General features: G+C 47.2%; 12 protein-coding genes and 1 pseudogene. 4 read left to right on the plus strand and 9 right to left on the minus strand.

The features are described 5' to 3' along the window. Window positions 1-155 (minus strand): transposase family protein (locus tag WG89_RS32820; protein ID WP_172806667.1); only part of this gene is annotated, 155 nt, incomplete at its 3' end. 619 nt (window positions 156-774) lie between these two features. Next, the gene (locus tag WG89_RS01440) at window positions 775-2,859 is read right to left on the minus strand and encodes a hypothetical protein (RefSeq protein ID WP_153301359.1); all 2,085 of its coding nucleotides are present in this window, start codon (window positions 2,857-2,859) and stop codon (window positions 775-777) included. Window positions 2,860-3,020: 161 nt separating this feature from the next. On the opposite strand from WG89_RS01440, the gene WG89_RS01445 reads away from it, so the two are divergent. Further along, window positions 3,021-3,557, plus strand: a complete 537-nt coding sequence (locus tag WG89_RS01445; RefSeq protein WP_062260437.1) for a GNAT family N-acetyltransferase — start codon at window positions 3,021-3,023, stop codon at window positions 3,555-3,557. A 173-nt stretch (window positions 3,558-3,730) separates the two neighbouring features. Next, window positions 3,731-4,918: a PQQ-dependent sugar dehydrogenase gene (locus WG89_RS01450; RefSeq protein WP_062260439.1), complete on the plus strand. Its 1,188-nt coding sequence runs from the start codon at window positions 3,731-3,733 to the stop codon at window positions 4,916-4,918. A 122-nt stretch (window positions 4,919-5,040) separates the two neighbouring features. Here WG89_RS01450 and WG89_RS01455 read toward each other — a convergent pair whose 3' ends face one another. Beyond that, window positions 5,041-6,048 carry a hypothetical protein gene (locus WG89_RS01455; protein WP_062260441.1) on the minus strand — a complete coding sequence of 336 codons (1,008 nt, stop codon included), beginning with the start codon at window positions 6,046-6,048 and terminating at the stop codon, window positions 5,041-5,043. 945 nt (window positions 6,049-6,993) lie between these two features. Here WG89_RS01455 and WG89_RS01460 point away from each other — a divergent pair. Further along, window positions 6,994-10,101 carry a M43 family zinc metalloprotease gene (locus WG89_RS01460; protein WP_079253600.1) on the plus strand — a complete coding sequence of 1,036 codons (3,108 nt, stop codon included), beginning with the start codon at window positions 6,994-6,996 and terminating at the stop codon, window positions 10,099-10,101. A 67-nt stretch (window positions 10,102-10,168) separates the two neighbouring features. Here the strand turns inward: WG89_RS01460 and WG89_RS01465 are convergent, their stop codons facing one another. After that, window positions 10,169-11,407: a B12-binding domain-containing radical SAM protein gene (locus tag WG89_RS01465; RefSeq protein WP_062260470.1), complete on the minus strand. Its 1,239-nt coding sequence runs from the start codon at window positions 11,405-11,407 to the stop codon at window positions 10,169-10,171. A gap of 234 nt (window positions 11,408-11,641) precedes the next feature. Here WG89_RS01465 and WG89_RS01470 point away from each other — a divergent pair, with 234 nt between their 5' ends. After that, complete coding sequence (locus WG89_RS01470) at window positions 11,642-11,851, plus strand: hypothetical protein (RefSeq protein ID WP_062260443.1); 210 nt, start codon at window positions 11,642-11,644, stop codon at window positions 11,849-11,851. Here WG89_RS01470 and WG89_RS31595 read toward each other — a convergent pair. The 5 genes and pseudogenes from WG89_RS31595 to WG89_RS01495 all read right to left on the minus strand — a co-directional run. Then, window positions 11,848-12,285 (minus strand): annotated as a pseudogene (locus WG89_RS31595) (IS1595 family transposase); the annotation flags it as partial. The gene WG89_RS01470 and the pseudogene WG89_RS31595 sit on opposite strands and share 4 nt — an antisense overlap. A 14-nt stretch (window positions 12,286-12,299) precedes the next feature. Beyond that, window positions 12,300-12,779 carry a transposase gene (locus tag WG89_RS31600; RefSeq protein WP_216638410.1) on the minus strand — a complete coding sequence of 160 codons (480 nt, stop codon included), beginning with the start codon at window positions 12,777-12,779 and terminating at the stop codon, window positions 12,300-12,302. A 227-nt stretch (window positions 12,780-13,006) separates the two neighbouring features. Further along, complete coding sequence (locus WG89_RS01485; RefSeq protein WP_062260471.1) at window positions 13,007-15,178, minus strand: ABC transporter substrate-binding protein; 2,172 nt, start codon at window positions 15,176-15,178, stop codon at window positions 13,007-13,009. A 45-nt stretch (window positions 15,179-15,223) separates the two neighbouring features. Then, window positions 15,224-16,174 (minus strand): ornithine cyclodeaminase family protein, encoded by a 951-nt coding sequence (locus WG89_RS01490; protein ID WP_062260447.1) that lies wholly within the window; start codon window positions 16,172-16,174, stop codon window positions 15,224-15,226. Then, window positions 16,174-17,217: a trans-3-hydroxy-L-proline dehydratase gene (locus WG89_RS01495; protein ID WP_062260449.1), complete on the minus strand. Its 1,044-nt coding sequence runs from the start codon at window positions 17,215-17,217 to the stop codon at window positions 16,174-16,176. Before WG89_RS01495 ends, WG89_RS01490 begins: the two co-directional genes overlap by 1 nt. Between the last annotated feature and the right edge of the window lies 1 nt (window position 17,218).

A 17,218-nucleotide genomic window follows, 5' to 3' on the forward strand; every position in this document is an offset into this window, starting at 1 on the left:
TCCTCCATGTCTTGCCACTCGTCCGCTCCACATATGACTGCGCATACAGCAATGATAAGTATATCGAGCAGGTTGTGATCACACATGCCGGGGCAGCGAGGATCAGGAACTTTGGCTAAAAAATCAGCTAGTGGCTGGTACTGCTTGGCTTCCATGCGGATGAACTACTCTAGGAGACTCGAATAAACTGGATAGAGAGTTTACAAGAAATTTATCTTCGAGTGTTCAGATTGATGCAATTGCCCTGGGATCACAGGGCGTTGCAATAGCAATGGCTGGAAAGCCAAACAGAACCAGTAAAAAAAGAGAGCAAAGACGACTGGACATAAGTGACCTACACCTGCCGACGGATGGAATCAATTAAATTGGAAGTCAAAAAAAGACAGGCCCTGAATTTAAGACCGGGGCAATAAGAAACGACTATTCAAAATTCATGAACTCATAAGTTAGATCAGATTTTCAATACACTGAAGTGGATTTCAGTTTTTTATTAGACCATTTTGTTTTACTCAAAATAAAGCTGATTCATTTACCGAAATTAATCACACTTAATAGCTTTCGATAAAAATATTAATTTATTTTCACCCTTTATTATATTCATCATCTGTAGCTTTATTTTCAAAAGCCACCATATCATCCGGGTAAAAACCAAATAGTAAAAAATTGATTTCATGCCCACAGGTATGAATATGAGGTTATTATTTGTAATTATAGAAATCATAACATTCGTTGATTTTCGATTAATTTGACCAATGCTACTCTCTGTCCAAAGACTTATTCGTTACAAGAACAATTGGTAGAAACAGACTGACAACCTTCAGCCCCAACAGCAGGTGCCCGCCCTTCCTTTAAAGCCTTTAAAAAGTGGCCGTACTGCGCTCTTGCTGATGGCAGTTGAAAAGCCACATGATGACCGGACAGGATACCGTCTTTGGGATACTGAATTACCCCATGGGTAAAACTTTTCCCGGTGAATACGTTCTTTCTGTTTTGACTGACACACTTTTTATGCTGCCGACCATAGGTTTCTATTTCAGGCACTAACCTCTGACTGTCTGGCAAGTCTGCAGGCTCTGTTCCGGCCATATCAATTTCGAGCCCCTTCAATAAGGCTTTTTGCATGGTAGGTGACACCATTGAATCAAAAGTGCCTTCGATAACCAGCACATGCGTGTTCAGTTCACGGGAATGAATCCATCGATTCAGGTGTAAGGCGACATTAGCCGTGGACAACCCATGCTCTGCCATAGCCCAGACAGGATGAAAAGGATTCCCGGTGATTTCTCCGGCTTGCGCCAGGAAAAGAAAGTTTTCCTGTAGTTGCCCCAGGTTACGTTTTGAAAATTCCAGCGCTAGACCCAATCCATAGTTACCCGCTCCAGACAGTATTATTCCCTGATATGGCTTTTCTTCTGTTGCGGCTGCGGCCCCCACTACCATGGCGCCAAGAGACTGGCCCATCATCACATGAAGGTCAGGATCAAAAGAAGCTTGTGTTGATGCCACCTCACTGCATAGCTGATGGCTCTCCAGTGTAATCGACTGCACCATCCTGCGAAAAAGTATCCGCTCCAAAACCATTTGATAGAAAGAGGCCACTACCGTAATGGGGGTCGCCGGGTTGTAGGCCACAAAAGGGCAAGTCTTTGCCGTAACTGGGTACGGTGCATCTTTCAGACAATATTCTGTCCCCATGTAAGTCGCCATAGCTGCCACAGCAAAACCTTGCTCTGCTGCTGTCTCAGCGACATTGCCAAGACGCGGGTGAGTGAGATAATCGGTTTTACCCTTTTCCAAGACCTGACCACGGGTACGAAACTGTGTAGCCGACCCAGCTGTTCCCTGGTTATAAATCAGCAAAGGAAAGCCTTGTGTCGGCATTTCAGCTTTTTGAGGAATGGATAGATAGAAGTCGATGGATCTGATTTCCATTGCATCAACAAGACCATTCGGATCAAGATTCAACCCCCCTTCAGCATACAGCCTGGGTCCTTTATCAAGAAACAATGGCGCCTGCCAGGTTCCCTTGATGATACAAACCTCTTCCGTGCTCAGCTCTCCATCAACACCTTCTATTAAGTAGTCCCGGTACTTTTCACTGGTATTGATCACATGGGCTACCTGATCCCTGAGTGATTTTGTAGGTTCGCCGGTTGTCCATACCAATGCAGCCGCCACTGCTTTGGTATGAGCGGGATTTTTCTTCAGATATTGCCTTAAGGGTTGATAGCTCCTGTGTAAATCACTCTCTACTTCTGGCTCCTGTGCCGAAAGTAACTGTTTTAATACATCGGACGGCTGTAGTTGGAAAGGTGTTTTTAAGAAGTCTTCGTAAACTAGCAGTGCGTAGGTTTGCTTCTCTTTCAGAAGCACTCCTTCAGGCCTGACTTGCAGGACACTTTCAAATTCATCAAAGCCTACTTTGGAAAGAGTCGCGGTAACGGATCGGCTCTGACCGTAATCATCACTGCCTTCTGTCAGGTTAATCAATTCTATGGTTTTGCTTTTCGAGCAATCGGGCGGCATGCAGATTAAATCGTTTGAGATGGCTGGTTGATTAAAGCGAAGAAAGAGCGTTGTAGCCGGTGAAAATCCGCCTCCGTAGGTGTTTGCTGCATGAAAATAGCGACTTTCAAGTTGATTAAGAGGCCAGGCAAAACCGGGATAAAACCAGCTTTGCCAGTGGATTTCATTCTCTTTTCTAAGATGATCTGAGGGAAAACCCGCATCCAGCAGCCCCATGCTTTCTGGATTCAGCTGCATTTCGACGGGGATTGGTTCAACAAGCTTGCATTGAACACTCAACGAGTAAAAACAGAGAAAAACAGACAGAGACATAAAATTTAGCAGAGTCTGCATATCTGGCTCCATAATATAAAAGCGAGTCACACATTCTGGTTGCTCACTGTGAGTTTCGCCAACCTGGATCATTCAGTCAGGACTTGTTGTAATATCAGCATCGCATTAAATAGGAAATAGACTTGGGCCTGATTTCTAACTCAGCCCCTCCTGGTGGATATATGAATCTTTCGATATTTGAACAAGCACAGTCGCAAGCGGTTATCGAGCTCTTTAAGCAGGTTTTTTCTGATTCTGAAGGGAAAGACGAAGGTGAAACGATTGGCGCCCTGGTCTCAGAAATGATCGAGACTACTGATGCCAAAGATTTAATAGGCTTTGTCGTATCAGACGACGATCATCTTACAGGTGCTATTTTCTTCAGCCGTTTTTCTCTTGAATCTGATACCGGTGCCTTCATCCTTTCGCCAGTAGCGGTCAGCACGGATCAACAGGGTAAAGGCATTGGCCAGAAACTGATTCGGTTTGGCCTGAACCATTTAAGAGAAAACGGTGTTGAACTGGCGCTGACCTATGGCGATCCCGGGTATTACTCAAAGGTTGGCTTTCAGGCCATTAGCGAAGAGACTATCAAAGCTCCACAGAAGCTCAGTCACCCTCATGGTTGGCTGGCTCAGTCCCTGACTGGCGATACCATTCCCCCGATTTCAGGTGAAACCCGATGTGTGGAAGCCCTGAACAAACCCGTTTACTGGTAAAAGACTCTGGCTTTGTATTGAATATCAACAATACAAAGCCAGATCTTATCTCTAGGATCCTGTCATCCGACAGGAGTCTGAAACCTTTCCGATTACCCACTTCCACTGACTGTGTTAGTCTCTTTTGGCTACACCATAATAATGTCGTTTCTTAGCACCGGGGTTAAGCCTCCATGAGTAGAATAAAAGCCATATTCAAGTGGTTAATGTTAATCGCTGGCAGCCTGATTCTGATCCTTCTGGCCGGTATTTTCCTATTACCTTCTCCCTATGCGGTCAACATATCCCTGGGCGATATCATTGGTGGGGAAGCCCCCGATACCAGCGTCGTTGATTCACGCTTTTCTGTACCCGAAGGCTTCAGGATCAATATCTTTGCCAAGGATCTGACCCACCCGAGGGTGATTCGCCAGCTGAGCACAGGCGACTTTATTCTCAGCCAACCCCGAAAAGGTGAAGTCACTTTCCTCGAGGCTGACAAGAATGGCGATGGCATCAGCGAGAGTCGCCATAACATCATTGATAATCTTGATAACCCTCACGGTCTGGCACTTTATAAAGACTGGCTTTACATTGCTGAACTGGGAGCCGTTGGTCGAGTCAAATTTGATCAGAAAACCGGACAGACAACCGGTGAGTATCAACGCATCATTACCGGTTTGCCCACCGACGGTGGTCACTGGACGCGTACTATCCGATTCGGACCCGATGGTTTGTTATATCTGTCGGTAGGTTCCAGCTGCAATGTCTGTATCGAGAAAGACGAGCTTCGTTCCACCATCAGTCGTTACCAACCCGATGGCAGTGGCCGGGAAATACTGGCTACTGGTTTGAGAAACTCGGTAGATTTCGACTGGGATAACCAGGGTGAACTTTACGCTACAGACAATGGCAGAGACTTTCTGGGCGATGACTTCCCACCTGATGAACTGAACCACATCGTTTCCGGAGGCTTTTATGGCTGGCCCTTTGCCAATGGCGATAATGTACACGACCCGGATTTTGGCAAAGGTCATGAAGCCGAAATCGCAAAAGCCATTATCCCTTACCATAAATTTCGTGCCCACAATGCCCCTCTGGGTATTACCTTCTTTAAAGGTGATGACATTCCGGCATTAAAAGATGCCGCCATGGTTGCCCTTCATGGCTCCTGGAACCGTTCCGTAAAAGATGGCTATAAAGTGGTCAGTCTGCACTGGGATAAAGACGGTAGAGTAGAAGAAAAAGATCTGGTCACCGGGTTTCTGAAAGACGGCAATGTCATCGGCAGACCCGCTTTTGTTGAACAGGGACAGAATGGCGAAATCTATATCACCGACGATTTCAGCAAGGTGGTTTATCGGTTAACGTATAAGCCCTGAATCAATAAATGTAACGAGTGCTGTTCTGAATATCAGTACTCGTTCCACTCCTTTCCCTACTTAATATCTGATGAGTACCCCCTTAACCGAATCAATCGGTCAGGGGGATTGCGCCACCCTGTTTATACCAGGTCTAACCATCGCTCAGTATTCAAGCCCAGCGGCCTCTGGTTCAATCTAACCAGATGATCAGACTTGTCATGAATCAGAACAACATCCGCTTCAGACTCACCAATCGTTGCAATAATGTCACCTCTGGTGAATACATCAGCATGGATCGTATTACCAGGAACCAGAATGCAAGTACCGTAGGGTACTTCAAAGTTCACCAGGGCAAACTGACCATTACCCAGATCTTTTCCGATCGTGACTATAATCTCGTCCTGTTTTGAAGGTGACGTATAGATATGGGGGAACGGATGGGTTTCAATAAAGAACCCATTGCCTTTTTCCATTCTGTATTGTTCATACTGCCCTCCTCTTCCCAGACAATATTGAGAGGTGTATAGCTCACCGTCCCACTTTACCGGAATCACATCGCCATCCTTGAACATCTGGACACCAAATGCACTGGCAACATCGCCGTAAATATCATCCGAACTTTTCACTAATGGAATTGAAATCGTATCAAGATCAACTTCCAGCAGCCCGCTTTCACCAAAGAGGTTACCTTCGGTCCGAATATGCACTTTACTCGCATCATGCCAGGTTGCATCAATGACTGTATAAGCCTCTGATGGAACTGAGCTCAAAGGTATCGCGTTATCAGTTACTTGCGTATGGTTTGAACCTGTTGTTTCAACGGGCTCAGCCTCTCTGATAAAGGGAGGGCGTGCACTCATAACAACATCACTTTTAGCCCCAATGATGGAATGCAAAGCCTTTGTTGTCATGGCCAGATCGTCTGATTCAATCAATCTGTGTACGGAAACCAGATTGGCTTTTTCAAATCCCAGCTGCTCTGGAATATCCGCATTCACTTTAAGACTGATACCCAGATTCGGTAAGAAAACCTCTCTGTAGGCATCAAGGTTGTCACATCCTTTTGACTCTTTAGAATCGGTTTCAGCACGATTCAGACTGTTATTTACGAAGAAATCAAAGGTTTTGTTAGTAATTGGATTGCTCATAGTTTCTCTCCTTCCATGGTGGTTTAAGCTTTATTCGTCAGCTGACTTGTTATTGATTACAAGTCTTCAGGGCAAAACTTCCCCCTGACAAATTAATGCCATTATTTTCGATACTTAATAGAATCCCGTTGTCGTAAGAAAAGATTTTTCTTAAACAATGAATAGATTTTTCCGTTAAGCACTCTTAGATACGAAAGAAAAATAAAACAAGTTTCAAATAATTTTTAGATATTAAAATTAACTTAAGAAGGATGTTAGCTGTCATCTAGACGACATTAAAAGAGTTTATTCAATGGCAGAATCAGAAAAGTAATATATGCAATTAGCATTAATAATCATGGAGATAGATTCCAGCAATCAATTTAATTTCTCCATAAAAAGAAAAATTCGATAAAAAACACTTCTGTGCCATAACTCACTATGGCATTAAAAAAAGTTTCAATTATTTACTGTTAAACATTTCATTACTGCTTTTCTTCTCAACATAATTTTTAACAGTTCCTCTTATTAAGTCTTAAAAACAAAGTAGTTGCAAAGAGATTACTGGCATGTCGATATTCAATATTCGTCCTTTCATTAGTGCTCTAATGCTTCAATTTCAGCACCTGATTTCTACTACTCTGTACGCCTATTAATACTAATTTTTTATAAATCATTGTCGTTTATCGTCCGACAGCCATCTTCAATTTTTCGTGATACAAGTCTCAAAATCGGGATAAAAGCGTGTTTACATATTGTATACAATATAAATTAGCCAAAAAGAAGATACATAAAGTTCGTGGATTTTTAACAAGGATTGGGCTGTAGAAACGAATTTAAAAAAGGGGCTTATAACTGTTCCAGGTCGGGTGACCGATGTGCTTCATAAAAAGCAGTGGAGATGACAGCAGTTTGTCAGCCAGGGGAATCAATAAAAACAATAACGTCTGAAAGGATTGAATCATAATGCTCAAACAATTCCGGACAGGTGCAGCCATCACTGCCCTATCCCTGGTGACGGCTTTATCAGCCAATGCCGGGGAAAAGCCTCCGAGCAGTTCGACACTACAATCATTTTCAACAGCCAGTGCCTCTACCTTATTAAAACAACTGACTGTTTCAGATCACCTGAAAACCGGAGGCCATGTTTGTGGCACCGATGAGAATGGTCAGCAATGGCAACCCAGCCCGAATGAAAAACAATTCTTTGAAGGCAGCAAGATCAGTCAGCAGTTCGGCAAGCTGAACATGGCTGTTTCGCCTACAGCCATTGGTAATGCAGATGAAGGTGAATACATTATTCCTGTCGTCTTCCATATTTATGGCTCTGAGCATAACTGCGATACCGGTGGTATCTGTGCCCCTGATTCCGTGATCAAGGATGCACTGCGCAAATCCAATGAAGACTTCCAGGGCCTGAATACCCAGGATGGTCCCATCGCAGCACAGTTTCAGGCCATTCGTGAGAATATGAACGTTGAGTTCGTACTGGCTCAGATTGACCCCAATGGAAACCCAACCACTGGTATTGTTCGTCATGGTGCTGCCTCTGGCTACGGTAACTATGATGCACCCAATGATGCTGCCCGTGCCGCAAAAAATGCTGAGATCGCAGCTGATGCCTGGGACAACTATCGTTACATGAACATCTATATCATGAACGATCTCAGTGGCGATGGTCAGACCAATAACTCGGGGGTTGCCTGGTATCCTTCCACCAGCATGTCAGACGACGGACTGGCCCGTGTCGTATACAACGGTGCTTTTCTTGGCACCAATACCAGCGAGAACTTCCGCTCGGTATTAACCCATGAATTCGGCCACTGGTTAAACCTGCCACACACTTTCGATGGCAACACCTGCAGCTCTGAGAACCAGATCTTCTGTGCCCACAGCGGTGACCGTGTCTGTGATACTCCCCAGATGAGCAACAGTTCCATGGCCAACAACCAGGAAAACTGTCTGGGTGAGCCTACGAATACTGAAAACTTCATGCACTACACCGACAATTACGCCATGTTCACCCAGCAACAGGCTCAACGTATGTATGCTGCACTTCATCATCCAGCCCGCTCTTCGCTCTGGACTGATGAGAACCTGGTATCGGTGGGTCTGAGTCAATATGTAGCTGGCAGCCCTCACTCCTGGGATGGTTCAGGAGCTGATGCACCTCCCGAAGGTGAAATATTAATGGAAATTCCCGGCCTTGCTGCCGAGAAAGGCGACATTGACACTTACACTATTGATCTTGAAGCCGGTACTGAAGTGGTGGCTTTTTATCTGGACGGTTACGCAGAGGATCCAGACCTTTATGTTAGACATGGTCAGGCACCTTCTTTTGACGGTACTAACTGGACTTACGACTATCAGTCTTTCCTGGCAGCAGGAACACCTGAGTTCGTGGGTATTGTCAGCCCTAAAACGACAGGTACTTACTATGTTACCGTGCATGCATTTTCTGCATACTCCAATGCACGCCTGATGGCTGTAAAGATGGATGATCCTACTCTATGTGAAGGCTGTGAGCGGGTTGTACTCCATGAAGAAGAGAACATGTCAGCCAAGAAAGGCGACACGCCCAAAAAGTATGCTTTCACAGTACCTGCGGATGCCACTCGTGTCATGGTTGAAATTCCAGGCGGTTACGGCAGCACTCTGGAAGGCGGTCCTGATCCGGATCTTTATATCAGCCACAATTCAGTCCCCACTACCGACGAGTCTGACTGTGCTCCATTCAAGGCTCCAGGTTTGCGAGAAGTGTGTGAGTTTACCGGCAGCGACCTGGGCGGTACTTACAATGTCATGATCGTACCTTTCCTTGATTACAGTGATGTATCACTGCGTGTTGTATACGATCGACCTATTCCCACAGGTGGCGAAAACGTTGCCCCAACCGCTAATGCCAATGGCCCCTACTCTGCTGAGCTGGGAAGTTCCATTCTGTTCAGCAGTGCCGGATCTTCTGACTCCGACGGTACCATCACCCGTTACAGCTGGAACTTTGGCGACGGTAACTCCAGTACTACAGCCAGTCCGAGCCATACCTACGCCAGTGCGGGTACTTACACGGTATCACTGACTGTCACTGACGACGGTGGCAAAACAGCTACAGCCACGACCACCGCAGAAATTACTGAGGTTCCCAGCAACCAGCTGGAATCAGGTGTACCGGTAACGGGTCTTGGAGCTAATGCTGGCGAAGACGTCATCTACTTCATCGATATCCCTGCAAATGCTACCAATGTTGTCTTCAAGATCAGTGGCGGTAGCGGTGATGCTGACCTCTACACACAGTTTGGCTCTGAGCCCACTGACTCCAGTTATGCGTGCAGACCTTATATTAGTGGCAACGAAGAAACCTGTAGCCAGTCCAACCCTTCTGCCGGTCGCTGGTACGTGAGAGTTAAAGGTTATCAGACGTTTGCGGATGTAACATTGACGGTGACTTATGATGTAGCCGGACCTAACTCAGCACCTACAGCTAACGCCAATGGTCCATACAGTGGGAATGCCAATGCTGCCATCAGCTTCTCCAGTGCCGGATCCACCGACAGCGATGGCAGTATTGCCAGCTACGCCTGGAGTTTTGGTGATGGCGCGACCAGCACATCTGCTAACCCATCACACACCTACAGCACTGCAGGTACTTATCAGGCAACCTTGACGGTTACTGACGACGACGGCGCTACAGCGTCCTCCACTGCAACCGTGACTGTTGGAGCCGCAGTGCCTGGCGGACTGGTTAATGCCTGCGCTTCGGAACCTGCAACCGATTACGTCAATATGGAAAGTGGTAAGCCTTATTGTGTTACCAGCAGTACTGGCAACAAGGTTTACTTCTACTTCTATACCACCAGCGCCACCCGGGCCACACTGAGAACCCAGCATGGCTCCGGAGACGCTACCCTGTACTACAGCAATACCACATGGCCAAGTGAAACCCAGTTCACTGCCCGCTCTAATAACAGCGGTAATACAGAAAGCATCACAACCACCGACCTGGGCAATGGCTGGAACCATATCATGATTGAAGGCAGCCACAGTGGCATGACCATTCAACTTGATATTGAGTAACCGGACTATATCCCTCTAACCCAAAAACCCCGGATTTTCCGGGGTTTTTACGTTCAACAGGCATCACTTAGATACTAAAAGTAGACGACACGCCTAGCTGACCTATCTGTCGTATTTTTCTTTTGATGTAGCGTCCCGGTGAATTGAACTGGTAGTAAAAATCATCCGCTCCTTTTTCCAGCTCCCTCGCACTCATAGCTTTAGGCTCATACACAGCATGACTGCCATCATACTGAGACCAGTCATGGGTCAGAATGCGCCCTTCTTTTTCCAGTTGTTCGTACACTCTTGAACCCGGAAAGGGAATCATGATGACGGGTACGCAAACATCCACACCTACCTCATCGAAAAATTCAGCGCTCTCCCTGAAGATTCGGGTATCGTGTTCATCAAAACCAAGAATGGCAGCAGAATCGACAATGATTCCATAATTATGCAGACGTTGAATCTGCTCCTTGATGTTTTCTGCTTTGACGAATCCTTTTCCGGAGTATTTCAGTGCCGCTTTGGAGGGGGTTTCAATACCAATCAGCAGATATCGCAAACCAGAACGTGCTGCAGCCTCCAGAAGCTCGGGATCATCAGCAATCTTGATGGTGGTCTCACCCACCCAGTTGATTTCCAGCGGCTCCAGAGCCTTGAACAGTTGCAGTGCATACTCCCGGTTATCGGTCAGATTATCGGCGTGGAGTTCAAGCCAGTCGGTGTCCAGCTGACTGATCTCATCGACAATATCCTGTACCGGACGGTATCGGGTATTTCCCAACATACCGGGTACCAGACAGAAGCTGCATTTATGACGGCAGCCTCTGCTGACCAGCACGGACCAGATCCCGTCATAGTCAGAGTGATGAATCAGATCTGTGGGATAGGGATTGATCGTGGCCAGATCGACCTGAGTTCCCTGGTATAAAGGCTTCAACTGTCTTTTTTCGGCATCGGCCAGAATCTCCAGCCAGACGTTCTCACTCTCTCCGGTTAACACCGCATCAGCATATTGTGCAGCCTCATTCTTCATAAAAGTGGCATGCAAACCGGCAACAATGACCTGGATACCTTTATCACGAAAAACCTGTGCCAGCTCATAACTCCGAATGGCATCAGGCGTTGAGAAAAACAGTACAACGAGGTCAGCCTTTATTTTGCCGGGTTTTACCGCTCTTATCGTTTCATCAAACATCTCAAGCTCATGATGATCGGGCGTTGCCGCAGCGGCGGAGAAGATTGACTGTGGAGGGCCTCCACGGGTCTTCTTGTATTCTTTGAATTCACTGGGCGCAGAAGCTTTGATAAGAACAATTTTCATGGCGGTATCTCCCATGCACTGGAGGTCTGGACTGCGTTGCCGGGAAGAAATCAATCAGCAACCTTTGACGGTTACTATCCTAGGGCTGATGAATATATTAAACGTGTCTATTCTTGCGGACATTGAGCCTGATCACTGGAGCATGGTTAATGTCGTTTATGATGTATACACTTCAGTACCCTGGCAGACTTGCTTCTGCTTTCCCTCTCTCACTCATCAAATAAGGAGCTTTTGATGTACTTCTGGAAAATAGAATCACTCAAAGACGATATAAGAAACCAGAAATTTACTGAAAAAGGCCGCTTCATCTATGCCCTGATCTCCGTTGCCGTGTCGGTAGCCGGTCTAGAGCTGATGACCCGTATACCACTGGACAATCCGAATATATGGGACACCCTCGATTCACTCTGTGCCGTAGGCTCATTATGGGTTTCAGGGAGTTAACTCAGAAGCATCTCCAGCAACCCAGAAATAGCGGCTTTCCCCCGTCGTCTGATATTGTGCAAACACTCAAAAAAACCAAGATACAAAGGCAGTTTTTCCTGTGAAATCCCTCTATGCGGTCGTAACCATGATCGCAACAAAGACCAGAACCCTTCCATTGTGTTGACATGAACTTCATGAAATCCATCACCGTCTTCATCTCTTGCGTATTCGCCCTTTCCATGGCAGACAGACTTATGCCCATAGCCCCACTCTTCAAGCCTGTCGTAGATGCTGTACTCGTCTGTGAATACAAGGGTTCCTGGTGCTATCGTGGCTTCAACCAGTGGCTTGATCGTTTTTTGCTTTACATTCTCAAGCATGCGTATAACAACCTGCCCTTTGCGCTGAATCATACCGAAAATCGGAGGCTTTTCCTTTTCCAGCGTACCCCTGCCACGAGCGCCCTTTAATCGGTTTCTGCGTCCTTTGCGGCCTTTTTTTTCACTGCATCCGGATTTCCTTTATGACCGGTTACAACGTACACTTCATCGCACTCTACCTCGCCTTCAAGCAAGACATCAGGGCTTTTTTCGCAGACAGCCTCTCTCAGCTGCTGAGTCATTTTCTGTACGTCATCCTTGTTCAGGTCGAGTTCGTGAGCTATCTGACTGTTCGAAAGATTCAGGGACATCAAGTACAGGCAGTGCATCCAGATTTTCAACGGTTGATGATGCCCGGAAAACACTGATAATGTCAGGTCGTCGAAGTCACGCTGGCATTTCTTACACTCGTAGCGCTGCTTGTCAGGCTGAGCATTGTGCTTTCCCCGTCTTATGATGCTCTGACTGCCGCAGCGTGGGCAGCAAACGCCTGAAGGCCAGCGTAACTGCCTTAACTGTTCGTAACATTTTGCATTATCGAGGAGGTCATGGAACTTCATCATCATGCCAGTATTTTTGCCTGGCACGATGTGAGTTAACAGTCGGGAAAACCGAGTTTACTTCACCTCCCTGAAACCCATAATGAGCCCTGTTTTTTTCTCGAAAATTTTCATCACCGACACAGCTCCGGCAACACAGAGCACAGGGATGGCGATCGCAGTCAGTCTTTTTCTCATGGAATCCTTTCTTATTATTCACTGAGATTCTCTGAGTCTGATGCGATCAGAGTCCCTCAGTCATCTGTTTCAATGGTCAGTTTCTGTCGACGACGGAAAGCACCCATTACGGGAATCATCAGCCCGATCAGAGCTAATAATGTTCCCGCCAGAGGCACCAGATTGGGTTGGTTCCAAGCCTGCTGGTACTGTGACCTCATGGCAGGATCAACCCGGACATATTTTAATGTTGAGTAACTGATACCATGTCGCTTGGTATTCGACAACCATTGGTTCGCAAGAAAATAGTCTTTTACGTTATAGCCCCAGATCCAGGGCGCATCTTTCTGCACCATCGCCACCATGTCGTGAATGGCGGCCAGCCGCTCAGGACCATTCGTCAGTGTTTTCACCTTGTCATAAAGAGCGTCGTAATCTGCCCGATCATAATTGATGTAATTGGAGCCATCGCATTGGCACTTCAGGCTGCCCTGACGACTGTCCAGTAGAAACAGAAAGTTTTCCGGATCCGGATAATCCGCTAACCAGCCCCATTTGAAAATCTGGGTATTGCCCTGCCTGATCTTTTCCTTGAATCGGGAAAAATCCGTCACTCGGAACTCCAGCTGAATGCCCAGCTTTTGCAACTGTCTGCGCATCCAGTCGGAGCTCGGGCTATTATCCCTGCTGGTAGTATCCAGATATAAGATCAGCGGTTCACCCGTCTCTTTATGACGCCCATTGGGATAACCGGCCTCAGACAACAGTCGTCTGGCATAGTCCAGTGATTTACGTTCGGCCCTGCCGGTTGTTTCGTTCCAGTCATAGACATAGGGATTCATCCCTGCCTGACCTTCCCGGTATCCATACAAACCAGGAGGTACTGGACCATGGGCGGCTTTACCCAGGCCATTTTCAAAGATATCGACGTACTCCTGATCGTCCCAGGCAATACTGATGGCCTGTCTCAACTTCTGCCTGTCTTCTGTGTACCCACCCACCACAGGGTCTCTCATATTGAAAGCGGTGTAGTTAATGGAAGGTCGGATCTCTTCATCCACCTGGATATTGTTAGCGATCAGTTCCGGAGTCAGATCCAAGCCATCCGGGCCTACGGTAAATGCCTGATCAAAAGTGGCTGAGTTCACGTTGGAAGAGTCTTCACCCGAGCGGTCATAGTAACCCTGCATAAACTTGGCCCACTGGGGAGTGGCACTGTCCATACGATAGACAGCCCGATCAATAAAGGGCATCCGCTTGCCCGCATCTTTCAGGAACCCTCGAGCTCTGTCGTCTTCAGAACCCTCTGATGGGTAATAGTCTTCACGGTAATTAGGGTTCCGCTCCAGAATAATTTCCCGTTTCGGTTGATTACTGACCATCATAAAAGGTCCGGTTCCCACCGGGTTCCAGTCCAGCACCAGATTCTTATCAATAAACCCGGGATTATGATAAAAACGGTCAGCCTCCCAGGGAATAGGAGCAAAAAAGCGCATAGCCAGCCAATAAACAAACTGCGGATAGATACCTTTAATACGAATGGTATAAGTTAACTCATCGATCCGCTCAACGCCCTCCAGATTAAACTGCCGTAAATCCAACCACTCACCTTTCACTTTTGCCGCTTTGATCTCATCAGACAGCTCAGACATTCCGACGATGTAGTCGGACATCAAACCAAACAACGGAAACTTATTGGCAGAATCTGCCATGCGTTTCATCTGGTAGATATAATCATCGGATACCAGTTGGCGAGCATCTGTTTCAGGGAAATCCGACAGTAATAAATAATCTTTGCTCTGCTCAGCGGTATCAAACAGATATAAAGACTTTCCCTGGTCATTTCGGGCAAAGGCCGGATGAGGCTGAAAGAGAATATCCCGCTTCAATTTTATTGTGATCAGACTGAAGGCTGGATCTTTCGCATCTTCTTCCAGTGGCTGCAACTGTTCATCAAGATAGGTCACCGAAGGCATGGCTGAAGCCGTCATGGGCTCCAGCTCATAAGGGCGTTTCAGATAATGGTATTGAAGTGGCGGCTCATAGATTTGATCGGTAAACATGCCTTCATCAGAACTGTAAGCCCGAACCGGATCCAGATGCTTGGGTTGGCTGACATAACTGGCGTTGTATGTAATCTTGTCTTGCTGCTCGGGTCCATTGGGATTATTCCAGGGTCCCGAACAGGCCGTAAGAAAGATCAGGGAAAAGCCCAACAGCCCTTTCCTGAAAGGATATGAAACGTTCATCGAAGCAATGCCCAAGAAATATTATTGTTATTTTTTTGACCGGATTCAGAACCGTTGAAGGGAGTCGGCTACACGACAAATATATTTTGCTGTCATCAAATCAAGGTGAGCCCCACCGCCATTCTTGAAAAGGGTTATCTCGGAATCCGAAGTTCTTCGTTCACTGCCATTGCAGAGATCATAGAAATCCCCCAGCACATCTTCCCGGCCAATCACCCCACTCTCCAGAGGAATCATCAGTTCACCAATGTCTTCCAGTGTCGTTTCCCTGGCGTCAACAAACAGTCGGGATTTACTCAGAAGATCATCATCCGCTTCACGCATGTCTGGTCGAAAAGCACCAATCAAGTCGACATGAGTGCCTGGCTGAACCCAATCACCCTTGATCAAAGGCTCTCTGGACATAGTGGCGGATGATAAAATATCCGCTTTTTCAACAGCTTCCTGCAAACTCAATACAGCATTGACCGGTAACTCCAGAGAGGTCAGACGATCTGCAAGGTTTTCTGCCCGGACATGGCTGCGATTCCAGATCAGCGCTTGCTCCAGTTTAGGAAATGCATCGGCATAGGCTGAGATCAGAGATTCCGCCACCACACCAGCCCCCAGTATCGTCAGGGTTTTACTGTCAGGTCTGGCCAGAAAGCGGCTACCCAGAATGGAATCTCCAGCCGTTTTCCACTTGGTAAGAAAATTGCCATCAATCAGGGAGTCCACTGTTCCGGTGCTTTCATTAAAGAGCAGAAACATTGAGTTCACAGAAGGCTGGGGAGGAAACAGCGACGGGTTTCCCGGAAAGATGCTCGCGCATTTCACTCCCATGCCCAGCCCCTGGATGGCCGCAGCACGATTGAGCAGGGTATTGTCACTCTGCCGTAAAAACATGTCGTCTATCTGGGCTTTCTCGTGGCGATGGCCTTCAATCATCGCCTCCATAACGCCATTCCATGATAAGAATGCTTCAACCTTGTCAGGAGTAATGTATGGAATGTCCATTATGGGTTATCTCCCTTTAAATCCGGCCAGGTATCACTGATCCGGTATCCTTCTGGCCAGGGATCGGAAGGGTCCAGCATGTGCTGGTGAATCCCAGTGATCCAGGCCCGCCCTGATATTTCTGGAGTAATAGCCGCCCTGGTTCCAACCTGAGTAGTAGAAAGAATCTGACCTTCAAAGCGAGAATCAATGATCGATTTCATCACCAGCTTTTCATTCACTGCCATTTCACCCCGGGCATGGAGCACTGCAAGCCGTGCAGAAACCCCGGTGCCCGTTGGCGAACGATCCAGTTTGCCTGGTTGGATTACAACCGTATTCCTGACCGTCTTGTGACCCTGTTCCATATAGACTGGCGTGTGTATCTGACAAAATGACAGATGTCGCCAATCTTTATTTTCAGGGTGGTGAAAGCCCAGCTGTTCATTGGCCGCATTGGTAATGCGGATGCCTGTCTCAGCCAGATCGCGGGCCTCGTGAGCCTCCAGTTCAAAGCCCAGTTCACGGGCATTGACCATGACAAAACTGTCACCGCCAAATGCCGTATCCACAGTAAGGGTGCCCAGGCCTTCCACTTCCAGAACCGCATTCATCCGGTCCACAAAAGAAGGCACATTAGCCACCTTGATTCGCTCAACTTTGCCATCACGACAATGGGCTTCTACTCGTACAAGCCCCCCTGGCGCTTCCAGTGTCAAATGCGTCACAGGCTCTTTCATAGGCAAAATGCCGGTTTCCAGAAGCACCGTGGTGACACACATGGAATTGGAACCCGACATGGGAGGGGTATCTTCCGGCTCCATGATTATCCAGCCCATCTGGGCTTCAGGATGTTTTGCCGGTACCAACAGGTTCACATGTCTGAAGACGCCACCCCGGGGTTCATTGAGCACAAAATTTCGCAGACGGTTGTCTTCAGCAATAAAGCGAGACTGCTCCCACAATGTTTCTCCGGGAGGAGGCGCTACACCGCCAACAATGACATCTCCTACTTCCCCTTCTGCATGGCAACTGACAACATGCAGGGTTTGTCGGCTTCTCATG

Origin of the sequence: Endozoicomonas arenosclerae, assembly GCF_001562015.1 — a bacterium.
In the GTDB taxonomy this organism is placed as follows: domain Bacteria; phylum Pseudomonadota; class Gammaproteobacteria; order Pseudomonadales; family Endozoicomonadaceae; genus Endozoicomonas_A; species Endozoicomonas_A arenosclerae.